Source organism: Lutibaculum baratangense AMV1 (genome assembly GCF_000496075.1).
GTDB classification, from domain to species: domain Bacteria; phylum Pseudomonadota; class Alphaproteobacteria; order Rhizobiales; family Tepidamorphaceae; genus Lutibaculum; species Lutibaculum baratangense.
On the sequence record NZ_AWXZ01000038.1, the window covers coordinates 100656 to 116407 of the forward strand.

15 protein-coding genes are annotated in these 15752 nt (G+C 69.8%); 11 read left to right on the forward strand and 4 right to left on the reverse strand.

All coding sequences use genetic code 11. The features are described 5' to 3' along the window. The first annotated feature begins 36 nt into the window (after positions 1-36). Positions 37-1062, forward strand: a complete 1026-nt coding sequence (locus N177_RS14380) for a metal-dependent hydrolase (RefSeq protein WP_081718556.1) — start codon at positions 37-39, stop codon at positions 1060-1062. Here N177_RS14380 and N177_RS14385 read toward each other — a convergent pair. Then, a complete protein-coding gene (locus N177_RS14385; RefSeq protein WP_040485867.1) occupies positions 976-1338 on the reverse strand; it encodes a hypothetical protein in 363 nt (120 codons plus the stop codon). The genes N177_RS14380 and N177_RS14385 overlap by 87 nt on opposite strands. 132 nt (positions 1339-1470) lie before the next feature. Next, positions 1471-2142, reverse strand: a complete 672-nt coding sequence (locus N177_RS14390; RefSeq protein ID WP_023433096.1) for a GntR family transcriptional regulator — start codon at positions 2140-2142, stop codon at positions 1471-1473. Between the two features lie 128 nt (positions 2143-2270). Here N177_RS14390 and N177_RS14395 point away from each other — a divergent pair, with 128 nt between their 5' ends. From N177_RS14395 to N177_RS14435, 9 genes are all read left to right on the forward strand, one after another. Next, complete coding sequence (locus tag N177_RS14395) at positions 2271-2855, forward strand: amino acid synthesis family protein (protein WP_023433097.1); 585 nt, start codon at positions 2271-2273, stop codon at positions 2853-2855. Then, positions 2848-3693: an alpha/beta fold hydrolase gene (locus N177_RS14400; protein WP_023433098.1), complete on the forward strand. Its 846-nt coding sequence runs from the start codon at positions 2848-2850 to the stop codon at positions 3691-3693. The genes N177_RS14395 and N177_RS14400 overlap by 8 nt, the downstream gene beginning before the upstream one ends. Next, positions 3690-4619, forward strand: a complete 930-nt coding sequence (locus N177_RS14405; RefSeq protein WP_023433099.1) for a flavin reductase family protein — start codon at positions 3690-3692, stop codon at positions 4617-4619. Before N177_RS14400 ends, N177_RS14405 begins: the two co-directional genes overlap by 4 nt. Before the next feature lie 13 nt (positions 4620-4632). Beyond that, on the forward strand, positions 4633-5676 hold the full coding sequence (locus tag N177_RS14410) for an LLM class flavin-dependent oxidoreductase (protein ID WP_023433100.1): 1044 nt from the start codon (positions 4633-4635) through the stop codon (positions 5674-5676). Positions 5677-5683: 7 nt separating this feature from the next. Further along, positions 5684-7162: an aldehyde dehydrogenase gene (locus N177_RS14415; RefSeq protein ID WP_023433101.1), complete on the forward strand. Its 1479-nt coding sequence runs from the start codon at positions 5684-5686 to the stop codon at positions 7160-7162. 67 nt (positions 7163-7229) lie between these two features. Continuing rightward, positions 7230-8243, forward strand: a complete 1014-nt coding sequence (locus N177_RS14420; RefSeq protein ID WP_023433102.1) for an ABC transporter substrate-binding protein — start codon at positions 7230-7232, stop codon at positions 8241-8243. 63 nt (positions 8244-8306) lie between these two features. Continuing rightward, positions 8307-9155 (forward strand): ABC transporter permease, encoded by an 849-nt coding sequence (locus tag N177_RS14425; RefSeq protein WP_040485868.1) that lies wholly within the window; start codon positions 8307-8309, stop codon positions 9153-9155. Continuing rightward, positions 9155-9955: an ABC transporter permease gene (locus N177_RS14430; protein WP_040485869.1), complete on the forward strand. Its 801-nt coding sequence runs from the start codon at positions 9155-9157 to the stop codon at positions 9953-9955. The genes N177_RS14425 and N177_RS14430 overlap by 1 nt, the downstream gene beginning before the upstream one ends. Next, the gene (locus N177_RS14435; protein ID WP_023433105.1) at positions 9952-11046 is read left to right on the forward strand and encodes an ABC transporter ATP-binding protein; all 1095 of its coding nucleotides are present in this window, start codon (positions 9952-9954) and stop codon (positions 11044-11046) included. The genes N177_RS14430 and N177_RS14435 overlap by 4 nt, the downstream gene beginning before the upstream one ends. A gap of 10 nt (positions 11047-11056) precedes the next feature. Here the strand turns inward: N177_RS14435 and N177_RS14440 are convergent, their stop codons facing one another. Then, a complete protein-coding gene (locus tag N177_RS14440; RefSeq protein WP_023433106.1) occupies positions 11057-13099 on the reverse strand; it encodes an NADH:flavin oxidoreductase in 2043 nt (680 codons plus the stop codon). Positions 13100-13103: 4 nt separating this feature from the next. After that, a complete protein-coding gene (locus N177_RS14445) occupies positions 13104-14663 on the reverse strand; it encodes a trimethylamine methyltransferase family protein (RefSeq protein ID WP_023433107.1) in 1560 nt (519 codons plus the stop codon). Positions 14664-14757: 94 nt separating this feature from the next. Between N177_RS14445 and N177_RS14450 the strand changes: the two genes are divergently transcribed. After that, positions 14758-15669, forward strand: a complete 912-nt coding sequence (locus N177_RS14450) for a LysR substrate-binding domain-containing protein (protein WP_023433108.1) — start codon at positions 14758-14760, stop codon at positions 15667-15669. The last annotated feature ends 83 nt before the right edge of the window (positions 15670-15752 follow it).

A 15752-nucleotide genomic window follows, 5' to 3' on the forward strand; every position in this document is an offset into this window, starting at 1 on the left:
CCTCCCCCACGCTTTCGGCTTTCACGAAAGGGCCCCTTGGACAATCTCGCTCACAGTCTTGCAGGTGCCGCGCTCGGAGAGGCGGGCCTCAAGAAGAAGACAGGCCTGGGGATGGCCACCCTGATCATCGCGGCCAACCTGCCCGATGTCGACGCGTTCGGCCTCCTGTTCGGCGAGAACCTCGCCTGGCGGCGCGGCTGGACGCACGGGCCGGTCGCCATGCTCGTGCTTCCGCCATTGCTCGTCGGCGCCATGGTGCTGTTCGATCGCTGGCAGACGCGGCGGGGCACGCGGCCGGCCGGGCGGCTGCCCCTCCATGTCGGCTGGCTCTTCGCGCTCGCCTATATCGGCTGGGCCTCGCACCCGCTGCTCGACTTCATGAACAGCTACGGCATCCGGCTGCTCATGCCGTTCTCCGAGCGGTGGTTCTACGGCGATACGCTCTTCATCATCGATGTCTGGCTGTGGATCGCCCTGGGCCTCGGCGTCTGGCTGTCGAGGAGATGCTGGCGCAGAGGATCGCCGCATCCCGGCCGCCCGGCGCTCGTCGGCCTCTGCGTCGCCGCGAGCTACGCCACCGCGATGGGGCTCGGCAGCATCGCCGCGGAGCGGCTGACGCGGGAGGCGGCCGAGGCGCGGGAAACCGACCCGATCGAGACCGTGGTGGCGACGCCCGTGCCGATCAACCCGTTCCGGCGCGACGTGATCTTCGGCACCGACGAGGCCTACGGCTTCGGCGTGCTGCGCTTCACGCCGAAGCCGCAGTTGGAGCTCGAGCCGGGCCTCACCCCGACGAATCTGGACGATCCCGCACTCGCGGAGGCGGCGCGGGAGAAGGAGATCGCCGACTTCCTCTACTGGTCCCGCCTGCCCTTCGCGACGATCGAGCGCCGGGCGGACGGGACCTACGTGACCATCGACGACGCGCGCTACAGCAATGGCCCCGCCGCAGGACGCTTCGCCCGGACGCTCCGCCTACCGCCCGCCCTCGTGCCGGACGAGGCGCAAGGCGCGCCCGACGGCCCAGAGGCCGATGACCAGCATGAGGCTCAGCGCGACTAGGTAGACCGGCCCGGCCGCCTTCGCGGGCCCGTGCATCTGGTGGTCGAGGGTCTCGACCAGGAGAACGAGCACCAGGCCGCACAGGGCGCCCCATGATGCGAGGTGCCACAGGGCGCCGTCACGGGCCGACCGCCACCCGGCCCAGGCCAGTGCGCCAGCCACGGCGAGTTCGTCGAGCGCCATCGGAACGAAGCGCTCGCTTCCCCAGAAGCGGGCGATCTCGCCCGCCGCGATGAGGAAGGCGACGCCATAGGCCAGTGCGTTGAGGGCTTTCATGACCCCAGACCTTACGCAGCAGGTCGAGCCCCCGACAACTGCGGCCGCCGGCCGCATCCGCCGGCTGGTGATCGGCCGGCCGGCCGATCGCGTCGATGAGACGGAATAGCTGCCGTCGCGCGCAGGAGCGGCCTACTCCGACGCCGCCGCGCTCTGACGCGCGATGGCCCAGGCATTCCCGACATGGAGCCTGCATGCCGCCTCGGCGGCGTCGGGATCGTGCGCGCCGATGGCGTCGAGCATCGCCTGCATCTCCCCGGGGCCCGTCACGTTCCGGCCAGGCGACCACAGCGTATAGGAGCGCAGCTGGTTGATGCGCGCGTTGAGGTTTCGGAAGACGTCCCAGGCGACAGTCTTGCCGGCAGCCGTGAAGAGCACCTCGTAGAACGCCGACGTGCCCCGCATCACCCTCCGGATGTCGCTCGCCGCGAAGCCGGCGCGGATCTCGTCGAGATGTACCCGGAGGAGATCGACATCCGCCGCGCCTATGCGCTCGGCGCAGGATCGGACGACCATGACTTCGATGACCATCCGCATCTCGTAGATCTGCTCGACCGTCTCCAGGTCGAGCCGCGCGACGATCGGCCCGTGATGCGGCAGGATCTCGACGAGGCCTTCGGCCTCGAGATGGCGCAGGACCTCGCGCACGACGGTCCGCGAGACGCCCAGGAGCTCGCAGAGCTTCCGCTCCACCAGTCGCTCCCCCGGCCGGAACCGCCGCTCCAGGATGGCGTCGCGAAGCTTGTTCAGCGCGAGCTCGCGGAGCGTCACCGTCGGCCGCTCCACCTTCAGGGCGTTGTCCATCGTCCGCAGTGATTCCTCCTGGTCGCTCGTCACCCAAGGTGACGGCTGCGCCCCGCCGCCGCAACATGCGGTTGACAGTCATATTATGGTATACCATCATACTGCATACCATGGCGAGGTGAAGCCGTATGACTGTTCGGAAGCTGGTGCGGTACTCGGAAGACACGCTGATCGAGGGCGGCAGGGCGGCGCCGCGGCCGTTGCGGCTCTTCGGTGTCGCCGCCGTCATCGCCAACCCCTGGGCGGGCCGCGGCTTCGTCGAGGACCTGCAGCCGGAGATCCGGGCAATCGCGCCGCAGCTCGGGGAGCTCCTGACCGATGAGGTGCTGCGCTGGGCCGGCTCCGGCGATGCCGTGGAAGGCTACGGCAAGGCGGCGATCGTCGGCACGGCCGGCGAGGTCGAGCACGCCTCGGCCCTCATCCACACGCTGCGCTTCGGCAACCACTACCGGAAGGCCGTCGGCGCCAAGTCCTATCTCAGCTTCACGAACACGCGCGGCGGCCCCGACACGGCGCTGATGATCCCGCTGATGCACAAGGCGGACGAGGGCATGCGCTCGCACTACCTCACCGTGCACTTCTCGATCCCCGACGCGCCCGCGCCCGACGAGATCGTGGTCGCGCTCGGCGCCTCGATCGGCGGCCGGCCGCACCACCGGATCGGCGACCGCTACCAGGATCTTCAGGAGCTGGGCGCCACGACCAATGTCTGACGCGGATCGCCATTCCGATCTCGGCGGCGGCCGCACCGCCTATCTCGAGCGCGGCAGCGGCGAAGCGATCGTCTTCATCCACGGCGTCGGGCTTCACTCCGCCGTGTGGCGCTCCCAGGTCGACCACTTCGCGACGCGGGCGCGGGTCGTCGCCTACGACACGCTCGGTCACGGCCGGAGCGACCTGCCGCCACGGGACGCGACGCTCGAGGATTATCTCGCCCAGCTCGCGGACCTTCTCGACGTTCTGGAGATTCCCTCCGCGGTTCTCAGCGGCCATTCGATGGGCGCGATGATCGCGACGGCATTCGCCGCCACCCGGCCGGACCGGGTGCACGGGCTCGTCGCCTTCAACACCGTCTACCGCCGCTCGCCGGAAGAGCGGTGCTCGGCACTCGAACGGGCGGAGCTTCTCGCCCGCGAAGGGTCCGCAGCCACCGTGGACGCGGCGATCTCGCGGTGGTTCGGCGAGCCGATCGAGCCGGAGGACCGGGGACGAGCGGAAGATCTCCATCGCTGGCTTCTCGCAGCCGATCCGGAGGGCTATGCCCGCGCCTATCGCGTCTTCGCCACGAGCGACGACGCCTTCGCGGACCAGATGGGGGCTTTGACGGCGCCGGCGCTCTTCGTGACCGGCGAGTTCGACCCCCATTCGACGCCGGCCATGTCGCGCGCGCTCGCGGCGGAGGCGTCGAACGCCCGCGCCGTCATCCTGCCGGGCGAGCGCCACATGTTCGCCTATCGCAGCCCGGGCCGGGCGAGCGACCTCATTTCAGGCTTCCTGGCGGAAACCGGCGGCGCCGCGACGCGTGCCATGCCGAGCGGAGGAGCGAGATGAGCGAAGCCGATCTCCAGCGCGACCTGCGCAGCGCCTTCGGCACCTTCGCCACCGGCGTCACCGTCGTGACCACGCTCGACGCGACCGAGACGCCCCGGGGATTCACGGCGAACTCCTTCGCATCCGTCTCTCTCGACCCGCCGCTCGTCTCGGTGTGCATCGCGCGCAAGGCGGCGAGCTACGAAGCGTTCGCAACCGCACGGAGCTTCGCCGTCAACGTCCTGGCCGATGGCCAGAAGCACGTCTCCGCGGCCTTCGGCTCGCGCAGCGGCACGAAGTTCGACGGGATCGGCTGGCGGCGCGGCGAGACCGGAAGCCCGCTCATCGACGGTGCGGTGGCCCATTTCGACTGCGTGGCGCACGATCAGGTGGAGGCCGGAGATCATCTCATCCTGATCGGCCGCGTCGTCGGCTACGACCACACGGCCGCGAACCCGCTCGGCTACTGCCGCGGTGCCTATGTGAGCTTCGCACTCGCCTCCGAGGCCGTGGCAGCCGCGTCCGCCCCGGGCCGCACGCGGATCGGCGCCATCGTGGAATATGAGGGCTCGCTCTACCTCCCTCTCGTCGAGGGTCAGCCCCTGCCGCCGACCGCGAGCCGGCTCGGCCATTCGGGCGACCCCGACAGCCTCGTCGGCCGCCTCGCCAGGGACGGCCTGACGGCCGAGTTTCCCTTCGTCTTCGCGGTCTTCGAGGAGACCGGGAGCGGCGAGCAGAACGTCTACTACCGCGGACAGGCCAAGAGCGTCTCTGACCAGGCGAGGCGCCATCTCGTGCCGCTCGGCGCCCTCGACCCCTCCCTCATCGAAGGCCGCGCCGTCCGCACGATGATGGAGCGCTATCTGCGCGAGCGGCGGGAGGACGCCTTCGGCGTCTATGTCGGAGACACGGAGGCCGGCGCCGTCAGCCGGCTCGCCAACGCATGACCGGGGCAAGCCGATGAAGTTCTCGCTCTTCGTTCACATGGAGCGCCTCGCGCCGGAGACGCCGCACGCGAGGCTCTTCGACGAGCTGACGGAGCTCGTCCAGATGGCGGAGGACGGCGGATTCCACGCCGCCTGGATCGGCGAGCACCACGGGATGGAGTTCACGATCTCTCCGAACCCGTTCATCAACATCGCCTATCTCGGCGCGCGAACCTCGCGCATCAGGCTCGGGACGGGGACCGTGGTCGCCCCCTTCTGGCACCCGATCAAGCTCGCCGGAGAAGCCGCCCTCGCCGACCTCGCGACCCACGGACGCCTCGATGTCGGCATCGCCCGGGGCGCCTATTCCTTCGAATACGAGCGCATGGTGCCGGGGCTCGACGCGATGGAGGCGGGCCTGCGCATGCGCGAGCTCGTGCCGGCCGTCCAGAAGCTCTGGCAGGGCGACTACGCGCATGACGGCAAGTACTGGCGGTTTCCCGCGACGACCGCCGTCCCGTCGCCGCTGCAGGATCCGCACCCGCCGGTCTGGGTGGCCGCGCGCGATCCGAATTCGCACGCCTTCGCCATAGCGAACGGCTGCAACGTGCAGGTCACGCCGCTGTGGAACGGCGAGGACGAGGTCGTGTCGCTGAAGAGGAAGTTCGACGAGGCCTGCGCCGCGCATCCCGGCGCGAAGCGGCCCCAGATCATGGTGCTCCAGCACGCCTTTGTCGCCGAGGACGCGGCCGACGCCGAGCTCGCGGGGCGCGAGCTCAGCCGCTTCTACAACTATTTCGGCGCCTGGTTCCGCAACGAGCGGCCGATCCGCCGGGGCTTCATCGAGACGCTGAGCGAGGAGGAGATGGCGGCGAACGCCATGTACGCCCCCGAAATCATGATGAAGAACCTCATCATCGGCACACCCGACCTCGTCATCGACCGCGTGAAGCGGATCGAGGCGATGGGCTACGACCAGTTCAGCTTCTGGATCGACAGCGGCATGAGCTTCGAGCGCAAGAAGGCGTCGCTGCGGCGCTTCATCGACCAGGTCCTGCCGGCCTTCGAGACGGCGTGAGGAAGCCATGCCGAGCGAGCCCTTCCGCAACTATATCGACGGCGCTTTCTGCGAGGGCGGCGCGGGGAGCTTCGAGAGCGTCGATCCCGCGACCGGCGAAGCCTGGGCGAACATGCCCGCGGCGAACGCGGCGGATGTCGACCGCGCCGTCCGGGCGGCCGACCGCGCGTTCCACGATCCTTCCTGGTCGCGGCTGACGGCGACCCAGCGGGGCAAGCTCCTCTACCGGCTGGCGGACCTCGTGGCGGAGAACGCGCAGGCGCTCGCCGAGCTCGAGACGCGGGACACCGGCAAGATCATCCGCGAGACCTCCGCCCAGATCGCCTATGTCGCCGACTACTACCGCTACTATGCCGGCCTCGCCGACAAGATCGAAGGCGCCCACCTGCCGATCGACAAGCCGGACATGGAGACCTACCTCCGGCGCGAGCCGATCGGCGTCGTCGCGGCCGTGGTGCCGTGGAACTCGCAGCTCTTCCTCAGCGCCGTGAAGCTCGGACCTGCGCTCGCCGCCGGGTGCACCGTCGTGCTGAAGGCGTCGGAGGACGGGCCGGCGCCGCTCCTCGCCTTCGCGCGCCTCGTCGACCAGGCGGGCTTTCCTCCGGGCGTCGTGAACATCCTCACCGGGTTCGGCGACCAGTGCGGCAGCGCGCTGGCCTCGCATCCCCTCGTCGCCCGCATCGCCTTCACCGGCGGGCCGGCCACCGCCCGGCACATCGTCCGCCACTCCGCCGAGAACCTCGCGGCGGTGACGCTCGAGCTCGGCGGCAAGTCGCCGGTCGTCGTGTTCGAGGACGCCGATCTCGACAGCGTGGCGAACGCCGTCGTCGCCGGCATCTTCGCCGCCACCGGCCAGAGTTGCGTCGCGGGCTCGCGGCTGATCGTCCAGCGCGGCATCAAGGACGCCCTCCTCGAACGGCTCGTTCAGAAGGCGCGGGCGATCCGCATCGGCGACCCGCAGGCGCAAGAGACGGAGATGGGGCCGCTCGCCACCGCCCGCCAGCTCCGCCACATCGAGGACGTGATCGCCCGCAGCCTCGCCGCCGGCGGCCGCCTCGTCACCGGAGGCGGGCGGCCGGACGGCTTCCCGGCGGGCCATTATTTCGAGCCGACGATCATCGACTGCGACGCCACCACGATTCCGAGCGTCGAGGAGGAGCTCTTCGGCCCGGTGCTCAGCGTCCTCGGCTTCGAGGAGGAGACGGAAGCCGTCGAGTTCGCGAACCGCACGCCCTACGGCCTCGCCAGCGGCGTCTTCACCGCCTCCCTCACCCGCGCCCACAGGATGATCCGCGCGATCCGAGCCGGCGTCGTCTGGGTGAACACCTACCGCGCCGTCTCGCCGATCATGCCGTTCGGCGGCTACGGCCTGTCGGGCAGCGGGCGCGAGGGCGGGCTCGACGCCGCGCTCGACTACACGCGCACGAAGGCCGTGTGGATCCGGGTGTCCGACGACCCCATCCCCGATCCCTTCGTGATGCGCTGAGCCTGCCCCTGGGAGGGGAATACCAGAACGGACGGAAAACACGTCCCCTAGAGATGAGGAACAGACGATGAGACAGCTACTGATCGGAAGCGCGATCCTGGCGGCCGCACTCGCGGCGGTGCCCGCGAAGGCTCAGGACATGGTGTTCACGAGCTGGGGCGGCACCACCCAGGACGCGCAGAAGCAGGCCTGGGCCGTTCCCTTCACGGAGGAGAGCGGCGTCAACGTCCTGATGGACGGCCCGACCGACTACGGCAAGCTGAAGGCCATGGTCGAGAGTGGCAATGTCGGCTGGGACGTCGTCGACGTGGAGTACGACTTCGCGATCAAGGCCGCGCAGGACGGGCTTCTCGAGGCGATCGACTTCGCCGTCGTCGACCGCGACGCGATCGACCCGCGCTTCGTCACCGACCACGCCGTCGGCAGCTTCTACTACTCCTTCGTGATCGGCTACAACGCCGACACCTACGCCGACACGACGCCCTCGAGCTGGGCCGATCTCTTCGACCTCGAGGCGTTCCCGGGCAAGCGCACCTTCTACAAGTGGTCGGCGCCGGGCGTCTTGGAGATCGCGCTCCTCGCCGACGGCGTCGCGCCGGAGGAGCTCTATCCGCTGGACCTCGACCGCGCCTTCGCGAAGCTCGACACGATCAAGAGCGAGATCATCTGGTGGGATTCGGGCGCCCAGTCGCAGCAGCTTCTCGCCTCGGGCGAGGCGCCTCTGGGGCAGTTCTGGAACGGCCGCGTCGCCGCCGTCGCGCAGTCCGGCGCGAATGTCGGCATCTCCTGGGAGCAGAACCTGACGGCGGCAGACGTGCTGGTCGTTCCGAAGGGCGCGCCGAACAAGGATGCGGCGATGAAGTTCCTCGCGGTCGCCACGGCGGCCGAGCCGCAGGCCGAGTTCGCGAAGGCGAGCGCCTACGCCCCGATCAACGTCGACTCCAAGGACCTGATGGACGCGGAGACCGTCGAGACGCTGCCGGATTCCCACACCGAGAGCCAGATCGACCTCGACATGCAGTACTGGGCGGAGAACCGCGACGAGATCGCCGACCGCTGGTACGCCTGGCAGGCGCAGTGACGCGGGAACCGGCCGCGCCATAGTCGTGGCGCGGCCATCCTCCTCTCCGGGACAGAGCGCGAGATGACGAACCCTGCAGGAGCCGCGCGGACGGGTCTGGGACCGGCCGTGCCGGCGTTCGCCCTCCTCCTGCTGTTCTTCGTGGTGCCGGTCGTGATGCTGCTCCTGCGCAGCGTCACGGAGCCCGAGTTCGGCCTGCAGAACTACGCGGCCCTCTTCGGGAGCGGCACCTACGCGCGCGTCCTCTTCAACACCTTCCTCGTCGCGGCGCTCGTCACGGTCTTCACCCTCGTCCTCGCCTTTCCCGTGGCGTGGTTCATGACGGTGCTGCCGGGCCGCTGGGCGACGATCGTCTTCGCGATCGTCCTCCTGTCCATGTGGACGAACCTCCTCGCCCGCACCTATGCCTGGCTCGTCCTCCTCCAGCGCACCGGGGTCATCAACAAGACGCTGATCTCGCTCGGCGTGATCGACCAGCCGCTGCCGCTCGTGAACAACCTGACCGGGGTCACGATCGGCATGGTCTACATCATGCTGCCCTTCATGATCCTGCCGCTGCACGCGACGCTCCGGACGATCGACCCCGCCATTCTCCGGGCCGCAGCCCTATGCGGCGCGAACCGATGGCAGGCGTTCCGGCGCGTGCTCGTGCCCCTCGTGATGCCGGGCATCATGGCCGGCGGCCTCATGGTCTTCGTCATGTCGCTCGGCTACTTCGTCACCCCCGCCCTCCTCGGCGGCACGTCCAACATGATGCTCGCGCAGCTGATCGCGCAGCTCGTCCAGTCGCTCCTGAACTGGGGCCTCGGCGGCGCGGCGGCCTTCGTGCTGCTCGTCGTGACGCTCGCGATCTACGCGCTGCAGATCCGCCTGCTCGACACCCGCCGGCTCGCGACGCAGGGGGCCGTGTGATGCTGCTCGACTTCGACCGGCTCGGCGGCTTCAGGTGGGTGCTCGTCGGCCTCACCGCGCTCGTCGCCCTGTTCCTTCTCCTGCCGATCGTCTTCATCGCCGCTTTGTCCTTCGGGTCCTCGCAGTGGCTCGTCTTCCCGCCCCCGTCCTGGACGACGAGGTGGTACGGCGAGCTCCTGGCCGACCCGCGCTGGCTCGCGGCCGCCTGGACGAGCGCGAAGGTCGCGTTCGCGACCATGATCCTCGCGGTTCTCCTCGGCCTTCTGTGCTCCTTCGCCCTCGTGCGCGGCCGGTTCAGGGGGCGCGAGGTCCTGCGCGCCTTCTTCCTGACGCCGATGGTCCTGCCGGTCATCGTCTTCGCCGTCGCGATCTACGCCTTCTTCCTGCGCGTCGGCCTGAACGGCACCTTCGTCGGCTTCGTGATCGCCCACACGATCCTCGCCCTTCCCTTCGCGGTGATCTCCATCTCGAACGCGCTCGAGGGCTTCGACAAGTCGATCGAGGACGCCGCGATCCTCTGCGGCGCCCATCCGCTCGAGGCGAAGCTGCGGATCACGCTCCCCGCCATCAGGCTCGGCATCTTCGCCGCGGCGATCTTCTCGTTCCTGATCTCCTGGGACGAGGTGGTCGTGGCGATCTTCATGGCGAGCCCGACGCTCCAGACGCTGCCGGTCAGGATCTGGGGCACGCTCCGCCAGGACCTCACTCCCGTCATCGCCGCCGCCTCGACGCTGCTCGTCGCCTTCACGATCGCGCTGATGCTGCTGGCCGCCCTCACGCGCAGGATCTTCGCCCGATGAGCGACGCCTTTCTCTCAATCCGCGGCCTCAGGAAGGAGTTCGGCTCGTTCGTCGCCGTCGAGGAGGTGAACATCGACATCGCCAGGGGCGAGTTCCTGACCTTCCTCGGCCCCTCGGGATCGGGCAAGTCGACGACCCTCTACGCGCTCGCCGGTTTCCAGCAGCCGACCTCGGGCGACATCCTCCTCGAGGGCCGGTCCGTCCTCCCGACCCCGTCGCACAAACGCAACATCGGCATGGTCTTCCAGCGCTACACGCTGTTTCCGCACCTGACGGTCGCGGAAAACGTCGCCTTTCCGCTGCGCGTGCGCCGCCTGCCGGACGCGCGGGTCAAGGCGCGGGTGAAGGAGATGCTGGCGCTCGTGCGGCTCGACGGCTTCGGCGACCGGCTCCCGCCGGCGCTGTCTGGCGGGCAGCAGCAGCGCGTGGCGCTCGCCCGCGCGCTCGCCTACGACCCGCCGGTGCTGCTCATGGACGAGCCGCTGTCGGCGCTCGACAAGAAGCTGCGCGAGGAGATCCAGATCGAGATCAAGCGGATCCACAACGATACGGGCGTCACGATCCTCTACGTCACGCACGATCAGGAAGAGGCGCTGAGGCTGTCGGACCGCATCGCCCTCTTCAACTCGGGCCGGATCGAGCAGATCGGCAGCGGCGAGACGCTCTATCGCAACCCCGCCTCCCGCTTCGTCGCGGGCTTCATCGGCAACTCGAACTTCCTCACTGCCGAGGTCGCCGGCGAAGAGGCGGGTAGCGTGACGGCCCGGTTCCCCGACGGGTCCGTCGCCAGCGGCATCCGTCCGCACGCGGGCGTGGGCACGGGCACGAGGGGCCACCTCATGGTCCGCCCGGAGGACCTCCACGTCGCCCCCCACGACGGCGTCGGGTTCAAGACGACGGTTGAGCAGGTGACCTTCCTCGGCGAGATGCTGCACCTCGCGGTCCGGACGGCGTGGGGAGAGGAACTCTCCGTGCGCACCAGCCCACGGCGCGGCAACCCGGCGACGCTCGTCGCGGGGGCTCCCGTCACCCTGAGTTGGGACGGCGGCGACGCCCACTTCTTCGCCGGGGCAGCGCCCCACCCGCAGTAGGGTCGGGCGTCTACCAGGTCAGGCCGAAGCGGACGGCGTCATAGATGCCCGCGTGCACGTTGCGCGAGGCCACCGCGTCGCCGATGCGGTAGAGGAGGAAGCCCCCGGCGCTCTCCGCCTCCGGGAACGGCGGCCGGCCGTCGAGAAGCGCCGCATAGTCGACCGCGCCGCCGTTTCGCGAGCGCGGCTTCAGCGCGTGGTAGAGCTCGTCGAGCGGAGCCGTCCCGTGCTCGACGACCACGTGGCCGACCCGCCGCTCGGCGCTCCAGCCCGGTGCATAGTCGGAGCCGAGGACGGCGCAGAGCCCGTTGCCCTCGCGGCGGACCGAGACGAGCCGCGTGGCGATCGTCACCGTCACGCCCCCTTCCTGGAAAGCGCGCATATAGGGGACGAGGTTCATGCCCCCCACGTCGGGCGCGAACATGCGCTCGGGCGACACGAGCTCGACCTCGCAGCCGGAGGCCGCGAGGATCTCGGCCGCGCTCATCGCGGGATGGCCGCCATTGTCGTCATAGACGAGCACCTTCCCCTGCGGCCGGACCTCGCCCGAGATCACCTCCCAGCTCGAGACGACGAGCTCGCCGCCCGCTTCGAGCGGCGGGGTCTGCGGCAGACCACCCGTCGCGACCACCACCACCTCCGGCTCGAGCGCCAGGACGTCGTGTTCGTCCGCATAGAGGCCGGTGCGGATCTCCACGCCGAGGCGAGCGAGCTCCGACAGCCGCCAGTCGACGATGCCGATCATCTCGCGCCGCCGCTTGTTCTGCGCCATGAGGCGCACCTGCCCGCCCGGCTGCGGCGCGGCCTCGAGAACAGTGACGCCGTGGCCGCGCTCGGCCGCGACCCGCGCGGCTTCGAGGCCCGCCGGACCGGCACCCACGACGACGGCCCGCCGTCTCGGTCCGTCGGTGGGCCGGATCACGTGCGGGATCCGCGCTTCCCGTCCCGTCGCGGCGTTGTGGATGCACAGCGCCTCGCCGCCCTCGTAGATCCGGTCGAGGCAGTAGGTCGCGCCGACGCAGGGGCGGATGCGGTGCTCCTCCCCCGCCTCGACCTTCGCGACGATGTGGGGGTCCGCGATGTGGGCGCGCGTCATGCCGACCATGTCGAGCTTGCCCTCGGCCACGGCGTGCCGGGCCGTGGCGACGTCGGCGATGCGGGAGGCGTGGAAGACCGGGAACCTCGTCTCGGCCCTGACCTCGCCGGCGAAGTCGAGATGCGGCGCCGATCGCATGCCCTGGATCGGGATGACACCCGTCAGTGCGGCGTCGGTGTCGATGTGGCCGCGGATCAGGTTGATGAAGTCGAACTGGCCCGAACCGGCGATCCGCCGGGCAATCTCGACGCCCTCCTCGCGGCTGAGGCCCTTCTCCCAGTCCTCGTCCGCCACCATGCGGATGCCGACGATGAAGCCAGGGCCGACGGCGTCACGGATCGCGTCGATCACGCGCCAGGTGAAGCGCAGCCGGTTGTCGAGCGAGCCGTTGTACTCGTCCGCCCGCCGGTTGGTGGCGGGCGACCAGAACCCATCCATCAGGTGGCCGTACGCTTCGAGCTCGATCCCGTCGAGGCCTGCCGCCTGCATGCGCTGGGCGGCGGCCGCGTAGTCGCCGACGATGCGGTCGAGGTCCCACTCCTCGGCCTCCTTCGGGAAGGCGCGGTGGGCGGCCTCCCGCACGGGCGACGGCGCGAGCACCGGCAGCCAGTGCGCCTTGCTCCAGCCGGTGCGGCGACCGAGATGGGTGAGCTGGATCATCACCGCCGCGCCGTGTGCGTGGCACGCCTCCGTCAGCTCGCCCATCCAGCGGACGATCTCGTCGTCATAGGCATGCAGGTTGCCGAAGGCCGGAGGGCTGTCCGGCGAGACGATGGCCGAGCCCGCCGTCATCGTCAGGGCGATGCCGCCCTTCGCCTTCTCCTCGTGATAGAGCCGGTAGCGCGCCTTCGGCATGCCGTCCTCGGAATAGGCCGGCTCGTGCGCCGTCGACATGATCCGGTTCTTCAGCGTGAGGTGCTTCAGGCGGTAGGGTTGAAGCAGCGGGTCGCTTGCCAAGCCGTCAGGCCTCCACGCCGAGTTCGCGCTTCCGCCGCGCAATGAAGTCCTCGAGCCCGTCTTCGATGCCCTCGTCGAGCGGCGGCGCCTCGTACTCGGCGAGCGTCTTCTTCCAGAGCCGGTTCGCGCGCGTCGCCGCATCCTCCGAGCCGTTCTCGCTCCACGTCTCGAAGGGGTCGTTGTCGGCGGTCCCGCTGTCCCAGAACGCGGACTGGTAGTTCTTCAGCGTGTGGCCGCAGCCGAGGAAGTGCTGTCCCGGCGCGACCTCGCCGTAGGCCTCGAGCGCCAGGGCGTTGTCGTCGACCGCGACGCCGTCGAGATAGGTGTGGAGCGCGCCGCAGAGATCGGCGTCGAGCATGAACTTCTCGTAGGACATCGAGAGGAGACCGTCGAGGAAGCCGGCCGCGTGCAGGATGAAGTTCGCGCCGCAATGGACCGCCGAGAGCATCGACATCGTGCCCTCCGTCATCGCCTGCGCGTCCGGCAGCTTCGACGTCGTGAAGTTGCCCGCGCATCTGAGCGGCAGGTTCAGACGCCGCGCGAGCTGGCCGACGACGAGCGAGCCGATCGCAGGCTCGGGCGTGCCGAAGGTCGGCGAGCCGGAGCGGAGCGACATGGACGAGAGGAAATTGCCGAAGATCACGGGCGCCCCCGGCCGCTCGAGCTGCGTCAGCGCGCATCCCGCCATCGTCTCGGCAAGCGCCTGGGCGATCGCGCCGGCCGTGGTCACCGGCCCCATCGCGCCGCCGAGGATGAAGGGCACGATGACCGCCGCCTGGTTCGCCCGGGCATAGGCGCGCAGCACCTTCGTCATCGTGCCGTCCCAGACGAGCGGCGAGTTGACGTTCACGTTGCCGAGGATCACGCAGTTCCGCTCGACCGTGTCCGCGCCGAACAGGATGCGGCAGAGCTCGATCGAATCCTCCGCACGGCTTTCCGCCGTCACCGATCCCATGAAGGCACGGTCCGAGTAGCGGATATGGGCGAGCACCATGTCCAGGTGGCGCGTCTCGACCGGCAGGTCGACCGGCTCGCAGATCGTGCCGCCCGAATGATGCAGCCAGGGCGAGGACTGGGCGAGCCTGATGAAGTTGCGGAAATCCTCGATCTCGCCGTAGCGGCGCCCACGGTCCAGGTCCATGACGAAGGGCGAGCCGTAGGCAGGCGCGAAGACGACACTGCTCCCGCCGATCGTCACGCTGTTGGCCCGGTTGCGCGCGAGCTGGTCGAAGGCGGCCGGCGCGGACCTCAGTATCTCGCGCAGCATCCCCTTGGGGAAGCGCACGCGCACCCCCTGGACCTCCGCTCCGGCTGCCCGCCAGAGCTCGAGCGTGTCGGGATCGTCGCGGAACTCGATCCCCGTCTCGGCGAGGATCGTGTCGGCCGCCGCCTCGATCCGCCGGAGGCCTTCCTCCGACAGCGGGTCGAAGGTCGGGATGCCGCGTATGATGAAGGGGCGCCCGAGCCCGCGCCCTGCGGTTTCGCGTGCCTGTCGGCGGCCTGCGCGCCCGCCGCCGCGGCGCCGGCTCTCGGTCGGCTCGACGAGGATCCCGCCGGTTGCCATGGCACGACCTCCCTATAAACGGTCATCCGACACTAGACCCGCCGAAAGCCGCCGTGATGCTGGAAAATCTTCATCATGTCGATAAGCTGTCTCTATGGACAATCTCCGCCGCATCCTGCCTTCGGCCGGCGCGCTCGTGGTGTTCGAGGCGGCGGGGCGCCTCGGCGGGTTCACGGCCGCAGCGCGCGAGCTCGGCATGAGCCAGGCGGCCGTGTCCTACGCGGTGCGCGGCCTGGAGGAGCAGCTCGGCGTGCCGCTGTTCCGCCGGGCGCACCGCAGGGTCGTGCTGACGGATGCGGGAGCGCGGTTCTTCGCCGACGTCACGCAGGGCCTGTCGCAGATACGCCGTTCGGCGGAGGAGCTGCGCGCGCAGGTTCAGGGCCGCCACGTGACGCTCGCCGCCTCCACCGCCTTCGCCTCGCTCTGGATGACGCCGCGCCTGCAGAGGCTGCGCGAGGACCTGCCGGGGGTCGATCTCAGGATCCAGACCTCGGACCGTGATCTCGACCTGAGAACCGAGCGGATCCAGCTCGGCATTCGCGGCGGCACGCCGGGAGAGTGGCCCGACTGCGACGCGAGCCCCTTCGCGGTCGAGGAGATCGATGCCGTCGCCAGTCCCGCCTATCTCAGGTCGAACGGCCATCCGGAGACGCCGGAGGAACTGGTGCGCCACCGCCTGATCCATCTCGACGAGCCTCACAGGCCCGCTGCAACCTGGACGGAGTGGTTCAGGAGCGCCGGGGTCGATCCGAGACACACGCCGCGCGGGCTCGTCGTCAACGACTACGCGCTGGTGATACAGGCGGTGATGGAGGGCCAGGGCGTCGCCCTCGGCTGGCGCCACCTGACGGCCCGCCTGGTGGAGACGGGCCTCCTCGTCCGCGTCGGCGCGCACAGCCTGAAGACCGGCCGCGCCTTCTACGTGGTCTGGAACACCGCCCACGACCTGCCGCGAACGGCGCTCGAGGTGCGCGACTGGCTTCTGCGCCAGTCGGAGGCGCCATAGGCGCGCGTCCCGCGGCCTGTCCGGTGGTCTTGCGTGTCAGGTTCGACGGAGACGGAGCGCCCCCGAGGCTTCGCGGCCCGAAA